The following is a 20,354-nucleotide window of genomic DNA, read 5'->3' on the forward strand; positions in this document are numbered from 1 at the left end:
TTTAATTCATTAAATAAATACTGAATGGCAGCTTTCAAAGCTTCTGTCATATAGCCTTTACCTTGTTCAGCCTCTGCAAGGCTATATCCTACATAGCAAAAGTGAGCAGAACCGCGAACAAAATTATTAAAATTAATGACTCCGATAATTTCTTGAGGGTTTCTTCTGAGAAAAATAAATAGTTTTAATGATTGGTCATGTATAAATTCCAAAAAACTATTTTCGAGATTATATTGCCAGTACTCTTCTGTGAAGAATTTATCAACCCAATTAGGATAAAATGGAGTCAGGTAAGTTTTATTTTCATTAAAATATTTGAGAATTTGGGGTATGTCTTCTTGAATTCCTATTCTTAATAAAAGACGTTTGCTTGTAATTAAGGGCAGTTCTGATTTCATAAAATACTTAATGACACTAATGTTCTTTATTCACACTTTTTCAAGCTTTTAACTTTTCTCATACCTGCTGCATGTGGCTGAAACTTTTTGTCAAAAACAGTAAAGTTGTCATAGCAGGAGTTATCAAGAGCAGCATTTGCTAGATTTGCACCAAATAAATCTGAACCACGCAAATCAACATGGCTAAGATTAGTACCTTGCAAGTTGGCAAACCTTAAATTCATACCTTGCAAGTTAGCATGTGTAAGATTTGCTCCTAAAAGTATAGATGGTTGTTTATTAGATTTTATCTTGAGTAGATTTGCATCTTGCAAAAACATCACTACGTAACGTTTACGCCCAGGATCTAATTCTTGTAAAACTGCCTGAGTCATTGCTCGAAAAATAGCTGAGTTATCTTTAATTTTTTGAGGATTATCTTCTAAAATTACCTCTGTCATTGTCTTGAGGTAATCAGAGAGAAGAGCTTGCCGAGAATAATCAGCAGTTAATTCGATATTTCCTGAAAATCTTGGTAATTGATAGATTGGCTGTTTGAAGCCATTGGAAATATTTCCTAACAGCAACATCAAAAAGATGATTACAGCAATCAAAGCCCCGACAATAGGCGCGATCGCGCCCTGACGAATTTCATGTGAGATAATAATTGTCTTGAAGATTTCTATAGCTCTCACAAAGTAGCTACTCACAGTTGTCGATTTTGTAGCAGGAGCAGGCAATTTCACAATTTCGTGACGCTGTGTATCCATCGTTTTAGCAAAATTCCAGTGAAAATGTAACGCAGTTTACAGAAATGTGATGAGTTTTGCCTACACTTAATAAATTTTACAGCAATTATTCTTGCTAGATCAGCATCTTCCCATGAGAAAGTTCAGCTTAATGAGTATGGAAGCGTGGCAGAGATTTGAGGTGAGTATTTTTACAGTCAATCTGCCATACAAGCAAAATCTTGATAAGCTGTTCTCTAATATCTACAGCGCTAGGATTAGAGTCAATCAGTAGTAAAACGCTGCGGGGCGGTACAACTTCTTAAAAATTGCTCTATGCCAACGCTGTACTTCACGAAAGACAACAAGCAGACAGCTGTTGATAAATTCAGTTTACAAGAAGGATAGTGATGTCGGGAATACGCTACGATTGGCAGCAAGCAGAGATCCGCGCAATATACGATCAGCCATTGCTAGAGCTTATTTATCAAGCTGCTAGCATTCATCGTCAATATCATGACTCAACAAAAATACAAGTCTGTAAACTCATTTCTATTAAAACAGGAGGCTGTCCAGAAGATTGTAGCTACTGTGCCCAATCTTCGCGTTATAAAACAGAGGTGAAACCGCAAGCACTTCTAGAAAAAGAAACTGTAGTCAGCATTGCCCAAACTGCTAAACAGCAAGGTGTGAGTCGCGTCTGCATGGGTGCTGCTTGGCGCGAGGTGCGGGATAATTCTCAATTCGAGACAGTCTTAGAAATGGTCAGAGAAGTGACCGACATGGGTTTGGAAGTATGCTGTACTCTGGGAATGCTAACCACAGACCAGGCAAAGCGCTTAGAAGCAGCTGGACTGTACGCTTATAACCATAATTTAGATACTTCTCAAGAATATTACAGCACGATTATTACCACTAGGACTTATGGCGATCGCCTGCATACAATTGACAATGTTCGTCAGACAAATGTAACTGTCTGTTCCGGCGGTATCCTGGGTTTGGGTGAAACTGTAGACGACCGCATAGGGATGTTACACACCCTATCAAACCTACAACCGCATCCTGAATCTGTACCAATTAATATTCTTTCCCAAGTACCAGGTACACCATTGGAAAATCAGCCTGATGTTCCCATTTGGGATATAGTACGGATGATTGCCACAGCACGTATTTTAATGCCAGTTTCCGACGTGCGTCTCAGTGCTGGTAGGGCTAGACTATCCCAAGTTGAACAAGCTTTGTGCTTTATGGCAGGGGCAAATTCTATTTTTTCTAGTGACGACAACAAAATGTTAACTGTCACTACTCCTTGCCCAGATTACAATGCTGACCGAGAAATGCTCAATTTACTCGGCTTAGAAATGCGTCCCCCTTCCCAAAGACCTGAAAAGGTGGTGAGTCCCGCTGTTGTGGGGTGATGGGGTGCAGGGGGGATGGGGGGAATAAGAACTGACAATTGACAACTTTAAACCTTATTAGCTTAATATCAATTAATATTGGTTAATTATTTGTATTTACTGGCAAATTCTAGCCTTTTGTAGGAATTATATTCTTTACAACTTTAGCTTGAATTTTTACTTTACATAGCTATACATAAATGGTTTAGTTAATCATTTATTTTTTCACATTTCTTATAACTATATAGGTTTACTGACTGTTAGACTGTAAAGCGCAATCAGCCTAGGAAAAAGCTGAGGAAAGTGACTGAACTGACCTATCAACAGCTAGCTTTCTTAAAAATCCTTATTGGATAGAGATGGGAGATTTTAAATTAGATTAACTATAATAAACTTGGTGAACGAAGAGGTATAAAACTTAGAGTATTCATCGTTACCAGTTCGGGATTTATGAATTTTTTGCCTCTATACATAGATCAACTTAGTACACAATAACATCTAAGTAGTGTGGTAAACCAATAGGTAAGAAAACCTATATATTCTACTTTTGATGCTCCCAGATAACAGAGGAGAATTTGATGACCATAGACTTCCAATTGCCAAATATTAATGTAACTAGCTTAAAAGAAGCTCCAATTCATCTTTTTAAGCAAATTCAGCCTCATGGAGTGCTTTTAGTTTTGGAGGAACCTGAACTAAAAATATTACAGATTAGCAATAATACATGGAATATTTTCGGCATTAAGCCTGAAAATCTGTTGCAAACAAAACTAGAGGAATTACTCGACCCCTTCCAAGTTGAGACTATTAAAGCAGCCTTATTTGAAGGCAATCTGGAATATATCAATCCTACAAAAATTTGGGTAAGAAAAAAAGGTGATGACTACGCAGTATTTGATGCCGTTTTTCACCGCAATTCGGAAGGAATTTTGATTCTAGAATTAGAACCAGCTTTTTCTCGTGAAAATATTCCATTTTTAAGCTTTTATCATCTAGCAAAAGCTTCCATTAACCAGCTAGAAAAAACCTCAAATATTCGTGAATTTTGTCAAATAATTGTTCAAGAAGTTAGAAAAGTCACTGGATTTGACCGGGTAATGCTATATAAATTTGACGATGACGGACATGGGTCGGTCATTGCTGAAGAAAAACTAGAAAGTATGGAACCTTATCTAGGATTGCACTACCCGGAATCAGATATTCCCAAACCAGCAAGAAAATTATTTGCTTCTAATTCAATTAGATTAATCCCAGATTCTTACGCTGAACCTGTACAAATAGTACCTGCGATTAATCCGGTTAGCGATCGCCCCGTTGATTTGACTAACTCAATTCTCAGAAGTGCCGCATATTGTCACATGGAATATCTACACAATATGGGTGTGGGTGCTTCGTTGACTATCTCTTTGATTAAAGACCAAAAACTCTGGGGTCTAATTGCTTGCCATCATCAGGAACCTAAATATGTTTCCTACGAATTGCGGAAAGCGTGCGAATTTTTGGGACGAGTAATATTTGCAGAAATCTCAGCTAGAGAAGAAACGGAAGATTACGACTATCGCATGAGTTTGACACATATTCAATCACTTTTGGTTGAATACATGTCTCAAGAAGAAAACTTTATTGATGGTTTAGTTAAACACCAGCCGAATTTGCTCAATTTAACCAGCGCTCAAGGAGCAGCTGTATGTTTTGGTGAGCATTGTACAGTAATTGGTGAAACTCCCAAAGAAGAAGATTTGAATTTTTTAGTCCAGTGGCTGAAAAATAACGTTGAAGAAGAAGTTTTCTACACAGATTCTCTACCACAAATTTATCCAGATGCCGAAAGGTTTAAAAACGTCGCCAGCGGTTTATTAGCTATTCCCATTTCCCGGCGGAATTATGTTTTGTGGTTTCGACCAGAAGTAATTCAAACTGTAAATTGGGGCGGCGATCCGAATAATGCTTTTGAAGTCACCCAGTCAGACGGAAATGTACGGTTGTGTCCGCGTAAATCATTTGAATTGTGGAAAGAAACCGTCCGCTTGACCTCTTTACCTTGGCGGTCTGTGGAAGTCAAAGCAGCGCTAGAATTGCGGAAAGCTATTGTGAATATTGTGCTGCGACAAGCCGATGAATTAGCTCAGTTAGCTCATGATTTAGAACGTTCCAATGCCGAACTGAAAAAGTTTGCCTATGTCGCCTCCCACGACTTGCAAGAACCGCTCAATCAAGTAGCGAATTACGTGCAGTTATTGGAGATGCGCTATCATGAAGAACTAGACGAAGATGCCAAAGAGTTTATCAGCTATGCTGTCCAGGGAGTCAGCTTGATGCAAACCCTGATTGATGACGTGTTGGTATACTCAAAAGTAGATACGCAAGCGATCGCCTTTCAACTCACAGAAGTAGAAACAGCTTTAGAACGCGCCCTCAGCAATTTGCGACAACGCATTTTAGAAACAGGTGCCACTATCACCCATGATCCTTTACCGACTGTCATGGCTGGTAGCACGCAACTAATGCAGCTATTTCAAAACCTGATTGCTAACGCTATCAAGTTCCGCAGTGACCAACCACCACAAATTCATATCGGTGCAGAAAGGCTAGAGGATGAATGGTTGTTCTCAGTGCGCGATAATGGTATTGGCATTGACCCACAGTTTAGTGATCGTATTTTCGTTATCTTTCAACGCTTGCACACGCGCGATGAATATCCAGGCACAGGTATGGGTCTGGCTATCTGCAAAAAGATCATTGAATGCCATCGAGGCCGGATTTGGGTAGAGTCACAACTAGGAGAGGGCGCAACCTTCTACTTTACAATCCCAGTGGGAGGACGTGAGCGTGAGCGTAGAAACGGAAGAAAAACACAAAACCATCTTTTTGGTCGAGGACAATAAAGCTGATATCCGCCTCATCCAAGAAGCGTTGAAAAATAGCGTAGTACCGCACCAAGTGGTGACGGTTAGGGATGGCGTGGATGCTATGGCTTTTTTACGTCAAGAAGGCGAGTATGCTGACGCACCGCGCCCTGACCTCATCCTGCTCGATTTAAACTTACCCAGAAAGGACGGACGAGAAGTACTGGCAGAAATCAAAGCCGACCCTATACTCAAACGCATTCCAGTAGTAGTACTGACAACCTCAAGAAATGAGGATGACATTTTTTACAGCTACGATTTGCATGTGAACTGCTACATCACTAAATCTCGCAACCTCAGCCAGTTATTCCAAATTGTCAAAGGAATTGAAGATTTCTGGCTTTCTATTGTTACCCTACCATCACAGCAAGAGGATGGGGAGTAGAGAGTAGGGGAGTAGGGGATCAGGAAAGCAGGGGAAGCAGGGGAAGCAGGGGAGCAGGGGAGCAGGGGAGCAGAGATAGGGAATAATAACTCCTAACTCTTAACTCTTCACTCCCCACTCCCCACTCCCTACTCAGCACTCCCTACTCAGCACTCAGCACTCCCTACTCAGCACTCAGCACTCAGCACTCCCCACTCCCCACTCCCCACTCAGCACTCAGCACTCAAACTATGGTTGCAAGCTCAGTCAAAATCTTGTTAATTGAGGATAACCCGGCAGAAGCTAGGCTGTTGCAAGAGTTGCTGAAGCAAGCACAGTCCAAAGAGTTTAGTTTGGTTCATGTGAAGCGATTGCAAACAGCCCTCGAAGAACTCCATCAAGGCACTTATGATGTAATTCTGTTGGATTTAACTTTACCTGATAGCCAAGGATTATCATCCTTGCCGCATATAATTAGTCATGCTCCCAGCCTGCCAATTGTTGTACTCACAAATCTCAACGACGAAGAACTAGCAATTGAGGCAGTACGCCAGGGGGCGCAAGATTATTTAGTCAAGCGACAGGTAAATGTAGATGTGTTGGTTCGCTCTGTCAATTATGCGATCGAACGCAAGCAGGTTTTAGAATCATTACGTACAGTTAATCAAACGTTACAAACTAGAGTAGATGAACGAACAGCCGAATTGGTGAAAGCCAATGAACTGAACCAGTTCAAATCTGAATTTGTTTCGATGCTCTCCCATGATATTCGTAATCCCTTAAATACTATTCTCTTAGCTGCTGGATTATTGCAAAACAGCGATGATAAATTGAGCAAAGAGAAAAAACTTGATCATATACAAATCATTCGTTCAGCCATCAAAAATATGGCACAAATGTTAGATGAGGTGTCATTAATAGGTAAAGCTGATTCAGGTAAACTTCAGTTTGAACTTTGCCCTCTAGATTTGGAACTCTTGTGTCATCTATTAGTTCAAGAAGCTCAATTAACTGTAAGAGAAAAGCAATTGACTTTGGTGTTCGCCAGTTATGGAGAATTCAGCAAAGCATTATGGGATGAAAGCTTGCTACGCCACATTTTAGGTAATTTACTTGGCAACGCCATTAAATATTCACTACCAGGAGGAAAAATTCAATTTGAACTAATTGGTCAAGAAAATACAGTGACCTTCCGAATTCAAGATTGGGGAATTGGCATTTCTGAAAACGACCTAAAGCAACTGTTTCAGCCTTTCCACCGAGGAGAAAATGTTGGTAGAGTTCCTGGCACTGGCTTGGGGTTAGCAATTGTTAAAAAGTGTATTGAGGCGCACAGTGGAGAAATTTTGGTCAATAGTGAAATTGGTGTTGGTACTACGTTTACTGTCACGCTGCCTGTGATTAAGTAAGTGGGCAGGATACTTTAAAAGTATGTAACAAAAAGTTAACTAAATTGATTAGAGTGAAATTTCCTAAATAAATTTATACCATTTCACTCAATTACTGATACAAATTATTTCACGCTTGCTCCCCTACTTAAGAGTGACCAATTTGTATCAAAATTCAAGTAATAACAAGTTAGGATGATTAGTTGTAAAAAGTCCGCAGCGATCGCAACGAAGTAAAGCGTTCTCTCGAAGAAGGTTCCCGCTTTCTTAGCGTAGCAATCACAAAATCTTGGCGATTACTTAACTTCGTTCATAATGACAAATATTCATCCGAACTTGATATAAAACTGAGTTTAATCAAACAAGCGGTAATATCAAACAATTTGAGGTCATGCTAAGGTTTGTGGGCAGTAGCCCAATCCGCGAATGAAATCTTGTCGGAATATTTCAATCTCATCAGGCTGTGGTCTACCATGAGAAACTACAACAACATGATAGCGACGCATAACATTCAGTACGGATTGTCCAGCTTCCAAACTGCTCAAAGCTTGACTAATTAACTCGGTTGGGGAGTAAACAATTCCTAATTCACCTAAGAAAGCTCTAATATCCTTATCCTTTTTCACAGGAATAGAGGATTTCATTTTGACGTTGACTACCCAGCCATCGAATTGGCTGATGACAGTAATAAATTTAACAGGAAGACCATTGTTACTAAAATATTCAACAACTCGCAGTGTAAGACTAGCATTGGCCAGACAGTAGAGGTATTGCATAATTACGAAAGCAGATTTGTGACTTTCTCAAAATAATCCTTAAATCTAAAGATTTTGTGAGGATTTTTATTTTTTACAGCAAAAATAATTAAGTAATATTAATAGGACTTACGCAACTGGCAGACTAATAAATAAAGCTTAGGGTTGTCAAACGTCCACAGTTAATAGTTTGGTAGGGTGCGTTATGGACAATAGTCCTAACGCACCGTCACAGATTTGTGGTGTCGTACGCTGGCGCGTCAAGGCTAAAATTAGGCTTAAAAACCTTAATTTTTCGTTCTTTATCAAGAAGGTTAGAGCCACCTCTCCGCGTCGGAGCGAAAAGTCTGAGCGGAGGCTTTCTCCGTAGAAGCCTTGCGGTGAGGGAGTCGCAATCTTGGCGGTGAGGCAGTCCGGTCTTGGGGTTTCCCCAAGTGGAGGAACTGCCGAACCCGTAAGGGTTCCCGTCGATTGCGTTAGCGCAGCGATCTTCGACGCAGGAGCGTCACTCCCGAACCCGTTCGGCGAAGCCGTTCTCGAAGAGTAGGGCTTGCCGCAGGCATCAGAACTTTTCAAGACAGAGGGGTTGGGGAGAGGTTCATCGAACTCACGTATACTTTAAGTTAAAAGTCAAGGAAAAAATCAAGGTTTTTGGAGGACAATTTTTGCCAAAAATAAAGTAGCTTGACCATGCAAATAATCTGCGCTTTGATAGCAGATATATCATAAGCATCTCCTTTGGATGCAGCATATGAAAATTTTGTTGGTAGAGGATGACGTATTATTGAGTACGGCATTGAAAGAGTTGTTGACTGCAAATGGTTATAGTATCGACATAGCAAGCAATGGAGAGACTGGGCTAGATCTGGCGATGTCGGTTGAATATGACTTAATTTTGCTGGACTGGCTAATTCCAAAACTAGATGGCATCAGCCTATGTCGGCAACTGCGATCGCATGGCTACAGCAAACCAATTCTACTGCTAAGTGGGAAAAATTCTAATGCAGATATTATTGCGGGGTTAGATGCAGGAGCAGATGATTACGTCATCAAGCCATACAACCCGGAAGCATTACTAGCAAGAATTCGCACGTTGTTGCGACGGAGTGGGGTAAGTGCATCATCCAGAATTAGTTGGGGAAATCTCTGTTTAGACCAAAGTACTAGTAGAGTCACTTATAATCAACAAGAAATTCCACTAACGGCAACAGAATATAAACTGCTGGAATTGTTTTTGCAACATCCAGATCGTATCTTTAGTCGTGGGGTGATTCTAGACCGGCTTTGGGGATTTGACGATGCACCGACTGAAAATGCAGTGACAACTCATATTAAAGACTTGCGGAAGAAACTTAAAGCAGCAGGTTTGGTAGAAGAAATTCTAGAAACAGTGTATGGCATGGGCTATCGCATCAAAGCTGCACCTGAGCGCTTTACCTCCGTTGTGGAAACGAATCAAGATGCGAAACACGAAAAGAAAAAATCAGCACCCGTAAGTATGACTTCTGTAAATCGGGTGCTGGAGCGATACCGTAATTCCTTTGCGGAACAAGTTGCAGTGCTAGAGCAAGCAAAAACTGCACTATTGGCGGGGAATTTAAACGAACAGTTACAGCAGCAAGCATTGCATGAAGCCCATAAGCTAGCAGGCTCGATGGGTTCATTCGGTTATCCAGAGGGTTCAAGACTAGCAAAAACAGTAGAGCATTTGCTGCTGGAAAATTCCCCCCTCTCACGAGAGCAAATTTCTCATTTCTCGCAACTGATAACAGCATTACACCAAGAGTTAACCGAGCCTGGTGTCAGTTCCAGCGCTGAAAGTATCTCGATCAAACAAACTTACCGTTTGTTAGTCATCGATGATGATGATACCCTGACAGAGCGGTTGCAGCTAGAAGCTGATTCATGGGGTATGCGAATTAAGGTTGCACCAAATATAGCAACAGCTAGATCGCGTCTCGACTTAGCAACTCCTGATGTCGTTTTACTGGATTTAAGTTTTCCTCAAACAGAAGAAGATGGATTAACACTATTAACAGAACTAGCACAGCACCACCCAAATATTCCGGTGATTGTGTTTACAGGACGAGATACCCTAAAAGACCGACTGGCAGTATCGCGTTTGGGAGCTAGACAATTTTTGCACAAGCCTGCAACAACAAAGCAGATTTTTCAAGCCATTGCTAGGGTTCTACCTCAACGCCAAACTTCAGAGGCCAAAGTATTAATTGTAGATGATGACCCTGTAATGCTAACTGGATTATCGGCATTGTTAACGCCTTGGGGGCTAGAGGTAACAACTCTTTCGCAGCCACAGCATTTTTGGGAAGTGCTGATTGCAACATCACCAGATTTAGTAGTGCTAGATCTAGAAATGCCCATAGTTAATGGTCTAGACTTATGTCAAGTTGTGCGCCAGGATGCCCAATGGGGAAATTTACCTGTTTTAGTGGTGACAGCACATACTGATGCAGAATCCCTCCAGCAGGCTTTCGCATCTGGAGCCGATGATTTCATTACCAAGCCAGTGTTAGGGCCGGAACTTGTGACACGGGTACTGAGCCGCATCAAGCGAGTGCGTAGCCATGCAGCAGGTTCTCGTCAGACATCGCGTGAAAAATAGGGAGTAGGGAGTAGGGAGTAGGGAGAGAGGAAAGGGATGAGGCTTTACCAGCGATTTTTACCCTTTGGAGTTGCAATTGCCTCGACGGTGATTGCTCTATTGTTATCACTCTGGCTAGAAGTGCTTATCTCTCGGACTATTGGTGCTTTTTTTTATATTGCTATTATTGTCAGCACTTGGTACGGCGGTTTTCATCCAGGAATATTTGCAGTTTTTCTGTCAACATTGGCACTTGAGCATTTCTTTATTCCCTTTGAACATCAACTTTGGATTGAACAACTAGAGAATTTATTACGGTTAAGTATTTTCTTAATGGTTGCCTTGACGATTAACCTACTGACTAGTAATCTGCAACACGGTCAACAGAAGATTAAAAAACTTAGCCAACAACTAGCTCAGGAAAATGCTAAGCAACTGCAGATGGCTCTGTCAGCGGCGCAGATGGGAATGTGGGACTGGGATATTTTAACAGGAGAAATCAAGTGGTCGCCAGAACACGAGCAGTTATTTGGCTTGGCTGTTGGTAGCTTTGATGGCAAATACGAAACCTTTGCAACTTACTTGCATCCTGACGATCGCGAATCAGTAACTCAGGCAGTAAAACAAGCACTACAAACTCATAGTATTTACCAACATGAGTATCGCATTATTTGGGCAGATGGTAGCATCCATTGGCTTGAGGGACGAGGGCAGGCGTTTTATAACGAAGCGGGTCAGCCTGTCCGTATGACGGGAACTGTCATGGCGATTGACGATCGCAAGCAAGCTCAAATAACCCTACAACAGCAGCTTGAGCAACAACGGTTAGTGATGGATATGACAGTGCGTATCCGCCGATCGCTTGATTTACAAAACATCCTACAAACCACTGTAGATGAAGTGCGGCAGTTTCTCAATTGTGATCGCGTGATTATTTTCCAATTTTCTCCTGATTGGAGTGGCACTGTAGTTGTTGAATCTGTTGGTGCTAATTGGACAGCTATACTATCTACCAATATCTATGATCCTTGCTTTAGCACAGAATACATTGAACCCTTTAAACAAGGTTTAGTTACTGCCAAATCTGATATTTATACTGCTGGTATCGGCTCTTGCCATATTGAACTTTTGGCAAGTTTCCAAGTGAGGGCTAATTTAGTTGTGCCGATTTTGAATAGAAATGAATTATGGGGGTTATTGATTGCTCATCACTGCGTAGCTCCTCGTGAATGGCAATCAAGAGAAATTGAACTGCTGCGCCAGTTAGGGGAACAGGTGAGCATTGCTATCCAGCAAGCAGGTTTGTTTGAACAAGTACAAACTGAACTAACAGAACGCAAACAAGCAGAACTAGCCTTGCAACAACTGAATGCTGAACTTGAGCAACGGGTAGCCGAGCGAACAACACAACTAGCCCAAACCAACGATCGCCTGATACAAATGGTGATACAGCAGCAGCAAACCCAACTCATTCTTACAGAACAGGCGCAATTATTGGATCTGGCACACGACACCATTATCTGCCGCAACTTAAACGGGTTGATCAGCTTTTGGAATGAAGGAGCCGAATATATGTACGGCTGGAAAAAAGCTGAAGCATTGGAACAAATCTCTCATATCCTCCTGAAAACTCAATTTCCTCAACCATTGACAGAAATTGCAGCGAAACTGTTAGAAAAGGGTTACTGGGAAGGAGAACTAATCCATTTCAGACGGGACGCTCGACCTATTAATGTAGCTAGTCGTTGGGTGTTACAAAAAGACAATTCTGGTAAACCGATTAAGATCCTAGAAATCAACAATGACATTACCGAGCGTAAACAAGCAGAAGCAGCTTTACAGCAGTATGTACATGAAGTTGAGGATCTGTACAATAATGCACCTTGTGGTTATCACTCTTTGGATGCAGAGGGTAATTTTATCCGGATTAACGATACAGAACTTCAATGGCTAGGATATAGCCGTGATGAAATCTTTCACAAGAAGTTTTTAGATATTGCCACCTCTGAGGGGAAACAAGTATTTCAGGAAAACTTTCCCAAGTTTAAGCAGCAGGGTTGGGTTAATAATCTGGAGTTTGAAATTGTCAGCAAAGATGGTACAACTCGGTGGGTAAGCGTGAATGCTACAGCAATCAAAGATCAAGCAGGCAATTTTGTTATGAGTCGCTCAACATTATTTGATATTAGCGATCGCAAACAGGCAGAAAAAGCTCTGCAACAATATGAGCGCATCGTATCTAGTACAAAAGATGGCATTGCACTGATAAATCGTAATTACATATATCAAATCGTTAATCAAGCTTATCTGGACTGGTGCAACAAAATTGATACCGCAGTTTTAGGACATTCTGTGAGGGATGTTTTAGGCGAAAATTTATTTGATAACTTCGTCCAGCCTCGGTTAGATAGATGTTTAGCTGGAGAGATTATTCAGTATGAAAGATGGTTTGACTACCCCAATTTAGTGCCGCAATTTCTGAGCGTTACTTATACGCCTTATCGTGAAACAGACGGAAGCATTTCCGGCGTTATTGTTAGCCTGCGCGATTTAACTCGACTGCAACAGGCAGAACAAATGCTGGAACTTCAAGCTGTGATCACCCGCAACATGGCGGAAGGCATTTGCTTAGTAAGAGCCGATAACGGAGTCATTGTTTATGCCAATCCGAAATTTGAGCAGATGTTTGGCTATGACTCTGGCGAACTCAACAGTCAGCACGTTTCAATTGTCAACTATGCCACTGAATTTGTAACTGCTGAAGATGTAAATCAAGCCATTCGCTCTGCTGTCTTTCAAAAGGGTGAAGCCACATACCAAGTCCATAATATTAAAAAAGATGGAACTCCATTTTGGTGTAGTGCCACAACTTCTGTATTCCAGCATCCTGAATATGGTAATGTTCTGGTGGCAGTTCAGCAAGATATCACTGACCGCAAACAGACTGAAGATGCTTTACGCGAGAGTGAAGAAAAGTTTCGCCAGTTGGCAGAGAATATTCAGGCAGTATTTTGGATAACAGATAATCAAAGTCAGCAAGTTTTATATGTGAGCAAAGCCTATGAAACTATCTGGCAACGTCGTTGTGAGAACGTTTATCAAAACCCTTTGGCTTGGTTAGATGCAGTTCACCCAGAAGATCGCCCTCGTGTAGAACTTGAAATTGCCGAACAAGTAAAAACAGGGCAATACGATAAAAGATATCGCATTATCCGCCCCGATGGTTCAATTCGTTGGATTCGCGATCGCGCATTCCCAATCAAAAATGAATTAGGACAAATGGTGCGGATTGCTGGGCTTGCAGAAGACATCACTGACCAGCAAAAAATTGAACAAATCAAGAGTGAGTTTATTGGCATTGTCAGTCACGAACTCCGCACTCCTTTAACCGCAATTAGGGCAGCTATGGGCTTATTGAAAAGTGGTGTCTACGATAAAAAACCAGACAAATTCAAGCGTATGATTGAAATTGCCGCCATCGACAGCGATCGCTTGGTGCGCCTAGTTAATGATATTCTCGATTTGGAACGCTTAGAGTCTGGTCGCGCTGTCCTAGAAAAAACAACCTGCAATGCAGCTGATTTAATTGAACAAGCCGTAGCAGGAGTACAAGCGATCGCTAACCAGCAAAATATTAGCTTTAATATTCACCCTACCGATGCTCAAGTTTGGGCGGCGGCTGATACCATTATTCAAACACTTACCAATTTGTTAGGCAATGCGATTAAATTCTCACCTGCCGATGCCACTATTACTGTAAGTGTGCAACAGCAAACAGATCACGTACTGTTCCAAATTAGCGATCAAGGGCGGGGTATTCCAGCAGAGAAGTTAGAAACAATCTTTGGCAGATTTCAGCAAGTAGATGCCTCTGATTCTCGCAGCAAAGGCGGCACAGGGTTGGGATTGGCAATCTGTCGTAGTATTATTGATCAGCACGGTGGGCAAATCTGGGCAAAAAGTACTGTTGGTGTCGGCAGCACATTCTTCTTCACTCTGCCAAAGAGTAGGGAGTAGGGGATGGGGAGATGGAGAGATGAAGTGAATAACAACTGACCACTGACAACTGACCACTGACAACTGACCACTAACAAATGACTAAAAAATTATTAATTGTGGATGATGAAGATAGAATCCGCGAACTAGTACAAGCTTGTTTGGAAGACTTGGGAGGATGGGACACGCTGACGGCTGCATCCGGACAGGAAGCTTTAAAAATCGCCCAGACAGAATCTCAGATTGATGCGATTCTGCTTGATATGTCCATGCCTGACATGGATGGCTTTACAGTATACGAGCAACTTCAGGCAAATTCAGCAACCGCATCCATACCAGTTATTTTACTCACAGCGAAAGTATTGCCGAGCGATCGCGCTCGTTTTGCTCAGATGGGAATTGCTGGAGTGATTACCAAACCCTTTGAACCAATGAGCATTTCCCAGGAAATTGCTGAAATTCTCGGTTGGCAAGACTAATTTTTAAGCTTTGTAACGAAATCTATTTCTTCATTAGTTCTTTATTTTTGTAATTTATCTTTCTTGTTTACAGATAAAAATCTTTGACATCACAGGAAAGATATATGAATACTCGTCAGGTTGAAAGGTCTAAAGAAGCCACAACCCTTAGTTCATTTCCTCCCCTTAGTTCATTTCCTCCCCAAAGTGGTGCTTTCGACGAAATTCTAGAGAATTGGGTTAGCATTTCGATTTTCCATCCGCAAACCGTGATGATTCGTGCCATTACTTCCCAACAGTGGAAGCAATTAGCAGACAATCCGTTAACGAAAAGAGAACTTTGTCTGTTACAACTGATTGCTTACGGAAAGAGCAATCTTGCGATTTCTGAAGAATTATCTATAACAGTGGCAACTGTCAAGGCGCACATCCGCAAGATTTTCCGCAAGCTTAATGTTAAAGATCGCACTCAGGCTGCTGTAATTGCGCTGCACTCTGGCTTAGTGAATTAACGCATCAAAATTACATAACAACTTTGAACTTTTCTGGAGTGTACTTGATATGGAGGTTTTAGAGGTGGTAGATATAACCACCAAAACAATATTGCTCATTGACGATGAACTCAATGTGCAAGAAGTTGTAGAACTTTGCCTCAAAGATTTAGCTGGTTGGGATGTGATAACTGCCAATTCTCCATTAGAAGGATTGCAGAATGCAGTACGCGATCGTCCTGATGCGATTATATTGGATATCTCAATCCGTGGAATCGAGAGTTTCAAATTGATGACCAAACTCAGAAATAGTCCAGAAACTCAAGCTATTCCTATAATTCTGCTCAGTGCTAAAGCACGATGGCTAGATTCGCAAATTCTACAAAAGTATCAAATTGCAGGTGTAATTCTCAAACCTTTTGATCCAATTACTCTTCCTGAGCAAGTTGCTAAACTGCTGGGATGGAACTTTACGCCAATTTCTAATTTGTGAGGCAGTATACAGTAGCTTTCGTTGACATTACGTACGAAAATTACAGACTTTGAGACAGCAGGCAGGAGTTAGAAATTTTTCATATTTGATAAATGAGTTCTACATCTTGTAGTTCATTAGTTTAATTTTGAATTGATCGCTATTTCCCGAAAGTTAACTGTAATTGTATTTAGTTTTTGTACGCTTTTACTTCGATAATATCCTATACCTCAATTTGGCAAGTTAATTAAGTATATCGACATAGTATTCTAGCTTTACTACTGCCATGCTGTTAAATCATCCAAAGTTTAAATTGGGATCAATCAAAAAAAATCTGCACAAAAATTATCAAGAATCTATTACAACAAAAACGGCATTGCCGAAGCATATATCAGTTGCAGACTTGATGGCATTTGAACGATTACAAACTCCAATTTGGATTTACGATATTCAAAAATTGCAGATGTGGTGGGCGAACTCCGCAGCCCTTCATATTTGGAATGCTCAAAGTCGAGAAGAATTGCTCAGTCGCAACTTCAGTGAAGTTTCCGAGTCTACTCGCATTCGGCTGCAAAGCCATCTACACCAATTTCAGCAAGGGAAAACCATCGCTGAAAACTGGACATTTTACTCACAAGGAAAACCTGTTTATGTTCGCTGTCTCTGTTCTGGGATTGAAATTAAACAAGGGCAGATAGCGATGTTGGTTGAAGGTACAGTGGAAGTTGTTAATCAGATTGATCAAGAAACACTGAGATCAATTGAGGCGCTACGTGACACCACCTTGATGATCTCGCTTTACACCATGGATGGTGTCCCTTTGATGCAAAACCCCGCAACCATGCGTTGTTATGGGGATACCCTACAGCCAAATTCTTCAACAGAGAATGCTTTCCTGAGACACTTTGTTGACCCCACTGTTAGCCAACAGGCTATGGAAGCAATTAAGTTGGGTCATATGTTCAGCATTGAAACCCAGGTGTTCACTAATGAAGGGATTCGATGGCATGGGATGGATATACGATGCACCCGCGATCCGGTGACAGGCAATCCTATGATCCTCGTCAACGAAAAGGATATTACCAAGCAGCAAACTGCGCTAGAAGAACACCAACGTGCAGAAGAAGAGTTGCGCTGGCGCTCAGCTTTGTTGAGTTCCATGACTGAGACTTCTTTGCTAGGATTCTTTGTGGTTGACAATCGTACCGACGAAATCCTCTATTTCAATCACCGCTTCTGTAAAATTTGGGGCATTGAACATCTAGAAACTCAGATGCGCCTTGGTGCTTTAAAAAACAATGACATCATTTCTGAATGTATATCCCTAATTGCTGACTTACCATCATTTATAGAATCCAGTAAACCATTACAGTCTGAGGAAAATCGTTCCATAGTTGAAGATGAAATTTTATTTGTCGATGGGCGCACGATTCGCCGTTTTTCCAGCCAAATTCGAGATAGTCAAGATCAATATTTTGGGCGACTATACATTTTTGAAGATATCACCTCACGTAAACAAATCGAAGCCGCACTTAAAGCTAGTGAAGAACGATGGCAGTATGCCCTAGAAGGAAACGGTGATGGGGTATGGGACTGGAATGCTCAAAGCAATGAAGTTTTTTTCTCTCGTCGATGGAAAGAAATGTTAGGTTTTGCAGAAGATGAGATTGGGAATACTCTCAGTGAATGGGATCAACGTGTTCACATTGATGATAAACCGGGGGTTTACCATGAGATTGAAAAGTATTTTGGCGGTGAAACTCAACAGTATGTCAGTGAACATCGCGTCCTGTGCAAAGACGGAACTTACAAGTGGATTTTAGACCGGGGAAAAATTTTTACTCGCTCAGAGGATGGTCGTCCCTTACGAGTGTTGGGAACCCATACTGATATTACTGAACGCAAGCGAATGGAAGAAGCCCTGCGAGAAAGTGAACAACGCTATCGTTCTGTAATTACAGCGATGGCAGAAGGTATCGTTTTGCAGAAAACCGATGGACGCATTACTGCCTGTAACGAAAGTGCCGAAAGAATTTTAGGCTTAACAGCTGACCAAATGATGGGACGAACTTCCATCGATCCGCAATGGAAAGCTATTCACGAAGATGGTTCTGCTTTTCCAGGCCAAACCCATCCCGCCATTGTCACCTTACGCACCGGACAACCTCAATTTAACGTCGTCATGGGAGTTCATAAACCTGATGGCAGACTGACTTGGATTTCAATTAATTCTCAACCATTGTTTAAGCCCAATGAATCAACACCCTATGCAGTAGTTGCATCATTTACAGATATTACAGCCCGCAAACAGGCACAACAAACACTGCAACAACAAGCACAACGGGAACGGATGATTGCTGCGATCGCTCAACATATCCGCCAGTCCTTGGATTTGAATGAAATTTTAAATACAACTGTTGCCGAAGTCAGACAATTTCTCCAAAGCGATCGCGTCATCATCTATCGCTGTAACCCAGATGGAAGTAATGCAGTTGTTATAGAGTCTGTAGCAGAAACCTGGCAACCAGCAGAGAATATGGAAATTACAGACTCCCACTTTGTGCAAACACACAGACAGTGCCATCAACAGCCTACTATCAAAGCTAATTCAGACATCTATTTGGAACAATTGCCAGTCACAGCCAAGCTAGTTGTATCGATTTTACAAGGTTATCGCCTTTGGGGACTGTTAGTGGTTGAGCATTCCAGCACCCGGCGTGAGTGGCAACCTTGGGAAAGTGAACTGCTTCAACAACTGGCAACACAAGTGGCGATCGCCATTCAGCAATCAGAACTTTATCAACAATTACAGCTTGCTAACCAAGAACTTGAAAATATAGCGATGGTCGATCAATTAACTCAAATTGCTAATCGCCGACGGTTTGATCACAAGCTTGATTGTGTGTGGCAATATCTTTTACGAGAGCAAGGTTGTGTCTCACTACTTTTATGCGACATCGATTATTTCAAACGTTATAACGATACTTATGGTCATGCCGCTGGAGATGACTGTTTGCGCCTTGTTGCCCAAGCTTTGCAACAAACTGTCAAACGTTCTACGGATTTAGCCGCTCGTTATGGCGGAGAAGAATTCGTAGTCATTTTACCGAATACTAATAGTGATGGGGCTTTTCAGGTTGCCCAAGAAATTCATCAAGCTATTCAACATTTGAGTATTCCCCACATTGCATCAGATGTAAAACCTGATGTCACTTTAAGCATAGGTATTGCTACAGTCATTCCAACATCAACAATGGTTCCATTGCATTTGATTGAAGCCGCAGATCAAGCTCTTTACCAAGCCAAAGCACAGGGACGTAATCGTTCGTTTGTTAATGAAATCTCCATCTCAGCGCAAGATTCAGCTTTATGATTTTTTCCTCTGATATCTTGTACTATTCTCAATTAACGCTGTGGTGGGCACTGCCAACAACGTAAAAATCAAGATTTTAACGAAGCGTTTTACGAATTCCCCTCCGGGTTCGGCAGTTACTCCACTTGGGGAAACCCCAAGTGGAGTAACTGCCTCACGAATTACGAATTACGAATTACGAATTATTCTCTACCTTTTTAAATAAAGCACGATAAACAGGTTCACCCTTTTTTTGAGTATATACTTCCCGTTCTGTGGGGACTGGTAGCGGGTTTTCAGCCAACCATTCTTCTGTACCAAATCTTTGAAAAGCTGAGTGTGCAGCAAAGCGATCGCACATTTCCACGGCGATAAATTTCATATCTGATTGCAGAAAAACTTCCCCCCCAACTGCCAAATAATTAGCTAATTCTTCTACTAATTCTGGTTGCACTACCCGGCGTTTAGCGTGACGGGTTTTAAACCAAGGATCGGGAAATTGAATGGTAACGCGCTGTAAAGTTCCTGGAGGTAGGGAAGATAATAGCGATCGCAATGAGTTATTGACGTTGCAAAATAAATAGTGCAAATTTGTTAACCCCAATTCATCACGCAAATTATTCGCCTCAACTACCAAAGGTTCTCGAATTTCTAACCCCAGAAAATTCCAGTTGGGTTCTATCTTGGCCATACTTAACAAAAACTGTCCCCTAGCACAGCCGATATCTAGATGTAGCGGTTGGTTGAACTGGGCATAAACTTTTTCCCAGTCAAGAGGATTGGCTGGTGTTCCATACTTTTGAGCAAGTGGGTTAACGTGTTGACGAACTCGAATTTTATTACGCATGGCTACTTCAAAGGGCAAGATTTTGATGCTATCTAGGAACAAGTTGAGCGTCAACTATCACCGCAGCAGTGGGAGGAACTTTAAAGAAGATCCAAGTTGCTAATTACTCTTTTGAGCGATCGCTTGGGGACAGCTAAGCAATAAAATTCCCTCCAATCAGAAAAAAAGGAGGGCTTAAACCAAATAATTGCTATATATGCTATCACAGACGAACTGTTGAA

Annotated in this window: 14 protein-coding genes; 10 read left to right on the forward strand and 4 right to left on the reverse strand. The window is 41.5% G+C overall.

Going from position 1 to position 20,354, the window contains the following annotated elements; all coding sequences use genetic code 11:
• Together I8748_RS13110 and I8748_RS35075 are read right to left on the reverse strand one after the other, a co-directional pair.
• A partial coding sequence (locus I8748_RS13110; RefSeq protein WP_198125020.1) for a GNAT family N-acetyltransferase occupies nt 1-398 on the reverse strand: 398 nt, incomplete at its 3' end.
• A 26-nt stretch (nt 399-424) separates the two neighbouring features.
• Nucleotides 425-1,147, reverse strand: coding sequence for a pentapeptide repeat-containing protein (locus tag I8748_RS35075; protein WP_225896401.1), 723 nt, complete (start codon nt 1,145-1,147; stop codon nt 425-427).
• 368 nt (nt 1,148-1,515) lie between these two features.
• Here I8748_RS35075 and bioB point away from each other — a divergent pair, with 368 nt between their 5' ends.
• The 4 genes from bioB (at nt 1,516) to I8748_RS13135 (ending at nt 7,181) form a co-directional block, all read left to right on the forward strand.
• Nucleotides 1,516-2,523, forward strand: coding sequence for a biotin synthase BioB (bioB, locus tag I8748_RS13120; RefSeq protein WP_214662544.1), 1,008 nt, complete (start codon nt 1,516-1,518; stop codon nt 2,521-2,523).
• 557 nt (nt 2,524-3,080) lie between these two features.
• Nucleotides 3,081-5,387, forward strand: coding sequence for a sensor histidine kinase (locus tag I8748_RS13125; protein ID WP_198125021.1), 2,307 nt, complete (start codon nt 3,081-3,083; stop codon nt 5,385-5,387).
• Complete coding sequence (locus I8748_RS13130) at nt 5,332-5,793, forward strand: response regulator (protein WP_198125022.1); 462 nt, start codon at nt 5,332-5,334, stop codon at nt 5,791-5,793. The genes I8748_RS13125 and I8748_RS13130 overlap by 56 nt, the downstream gene beginning before the upstream one ends.
• A gap of 230 nt (nt 5,794-6,023) precedes the next feature.
• Complete coding sequence (locus tag I8748_RS13135) at nt 6,024-7,181, forward strand: hybrid sensor histidine kinase/response regulator (protein ID WP_198125023.1); 1,158 nt, start codon at nt 6,024-6,026, stop codon at nt 7,179-7,181.
• 368 nt (nt 7,182-7,549) lie between these two features.
• On the opposite strand, the gene I8748_RS13140 is transcribed toward I8748_RS13135, so the two are convergent.
• Nucleotides 7,550-7,936 (reverse strand): hypothetical protein, encoded by a 387-nt coding sequence (locus I8748_RS13140; RefSeq protein ID WP_198125024.1) that lies wholly within the window; start codon nt 7,934-7,936, stop codon nt 7,550-7,552.
• A 730-nt stretch (nt 7,937-8,666) separates the two neighbouring features.
• Here I8748_RS13140 and I8748_RS13145 point away from each other — a divergent pair.
• The 6 genes from I8748_RS13145 to I8748_RS13170 all read left to right on the forward strand — a co-directional run bounded on the left by I8748_RS13145 (nt 8,667) and on the right by I8748_RS13170 (nt 19,307).
• Nucleotides 8,667-10,538, forward strand: a complete 1,872-nt coding sequence (locus tag I8748_RS13145; protein WP_198125025.1) for a response regulator — start codon at nt 8,667-8,669, stop codon at nt 10,536-10,538.
• 36 nt (nt 10,539-10,574) lie between these two features.
• Nucleotides 10,575-14,534 (forward strand): PAS domain S-box protein, encoded by a 3,960-nt coding sequence (locus I8748_RS13150; protein ID WP_198125026.1) that lies wholly within the window; start codon nt 10,575-10,577, stop codon nt 14,532-14,534.
• 77 nt (nt 14,535-14,611) lie between these two features.
• Nucleotides 14,612-14,992 (forward strand): response regulator, encoded by a 381-nt coding sequence (locus I8748_RS13155; protein WP_198125027.1) that lies wholly within the window; start codon nt 14,612-14,614, stop codon nt 14,990-14,992.
• 104 nt (nt 14,993-15,096) lie between these two features.
• Nucleotides 15,097-15,483: a response regulator transcription factor gene (locus I8748_RS36055; protein ID WP_198125028.1), complete on the forward strand. Its 387-nt coding sequence runs from the start codon at nt 15,097-15,099 to the stop codon at nt 15,481-15,483.
• A 49-nt stretch (nt 15,484-15,532) separates the two neighbouring features.
• Complete coding sequence (locus I8748_RS13165) at nt 15,533-15,955, forward strand: response regulator (protein ID WP_198125029.1); 423 nt, start codon at nt 15,533-15,535, stop codon at nt 15,953-15,955.
• Between the two features lie 292 nt (nt 15,956-16,247).
• Nucleotides 16,248-19,307 (forward strand): diguanylate cyclase domain-containing protein, encoded by a 3,060-nt coding sequence (locus I8748_RS13170; protein ID WP_198125030.1) that lies wholly within the window; start codon nt 16,248-16,250, stop codon nt 19,305-19,307.
• A 175-nt stretch (nt 19,308-19,482) separates the two neighbouring features.
• Here I8748_RS13170 and trmB read toward each other — a convergent pair whose 3' ends face one another.
• Nucleotides 19,483-20,133 carry a tRNA (guanosine(46)-N7)-methyltransferase TrmB gene (gene trmB, locus I8748_RS13175; RefSeq protein WP_198125031.1) on the reverse strand — a complete coding sequence of 217 codons (651 nt, stop codon included), beginning with the start codon at nt 20,131-20,133 and terminating at the stop codon, nt 19,483-19,485.
• Nucleotides 20,134-20,354 lie beyond the last annotated feature (221 nt).

The sequence above is a fragment of the Amazonocrinis nigriterrae CENA67 genome (genome assembly GCF_016056305.1).
GTDB classification, from domain to species: Bacteria; Cyanobacteriota; Cyanobacteriia; order Cyanobacteriales; family Nostocaceae; genus Amazonocrinis; species Amazonocrinis nigriterrae.

What these genes read in the sequence shown, in the direction of transcription:
- I8748_RS35075 (WP_225896401.1), bottom strand. Translation starts at nt 1,147, where the DNA reads ATGGATACACAGCGTCACGAAATTGTGAAATTGCCTGCTCCTGCTACA.
- bioB (WP_214662544.1), top strand. Translation starts at nt 1,516, where the DNA reads ATGTCGGGAATACGCTACGATTGGCAGCAAGCAGAGATCCGCGCAATA.
- I8748_RS13125 (WP_198125021.1), top strand. Translation starts at nt 3,081, where the DNA reads ATGACCATAGACTTCCAATTGCCAAATATTAATGTAACTAGCTTAAAA.
- I8748_RS13135 (WP_198125023.1), top strand. Translation starts at nt 6,024, where the DNA reads ATGGTTGCAAGCTCAGTCAAAATCTTGTTAATTGAGGATAACCCGGCA.
- I8748_RS13140 (WP_198125024.1), bottom strand. Translation starts at nt 7,936, where the DNA reads ATGCAATACCTCTACTGTCTGGCCAATGCTAGTCTTACACTGCGAGTT.
- I8748_RS13145 (WP_198125025.1), top strand. Translation starts at nt 8,667, where the DNA reads ATGAAAATTTTGTTGGTAGAGGATGACGTATTATTGAGTACGGCATTG.
- I8748_RS13150 (WP_198125026.1), top strand. Translation starts at nt 10,575, where the DNA reads ATGAGGCTTTACCAGCGATTTTTACCCTTTGGAGTTGCAATTGCCTCG.
- I8748_RS13155 (WP_198125027.1), top strand. Translation starts at nt 14,612, where the DNA reads ATGACTAAAAAATTATTAATTGTGGATGATGAAGATAGAATCCGCGAA.
- I8748_RS36055 (WP_198125028.1), top strand. Translation starts at nt 15,097, where the DNA reads ATGAATACTCGTCAGGTTGAAAGGTCTAAAGAAGCCACAACCCTTAGT.
- I8748_RS13165 (WP_198125029.1), top strand. Translation starts at nt 15,533, where the DNA reads ATGGAGGTTTTAGAGGTGGTAGATATAACCACCAAAACAATATTGCTC.
- trmB (WP_198125031.1), bottom strand. Translation starts at nt 20,133, where the DNA reads ATGCGTAATAAAATTCGAGTTCGTCAACACGTTAACCCACTTGCTCAA.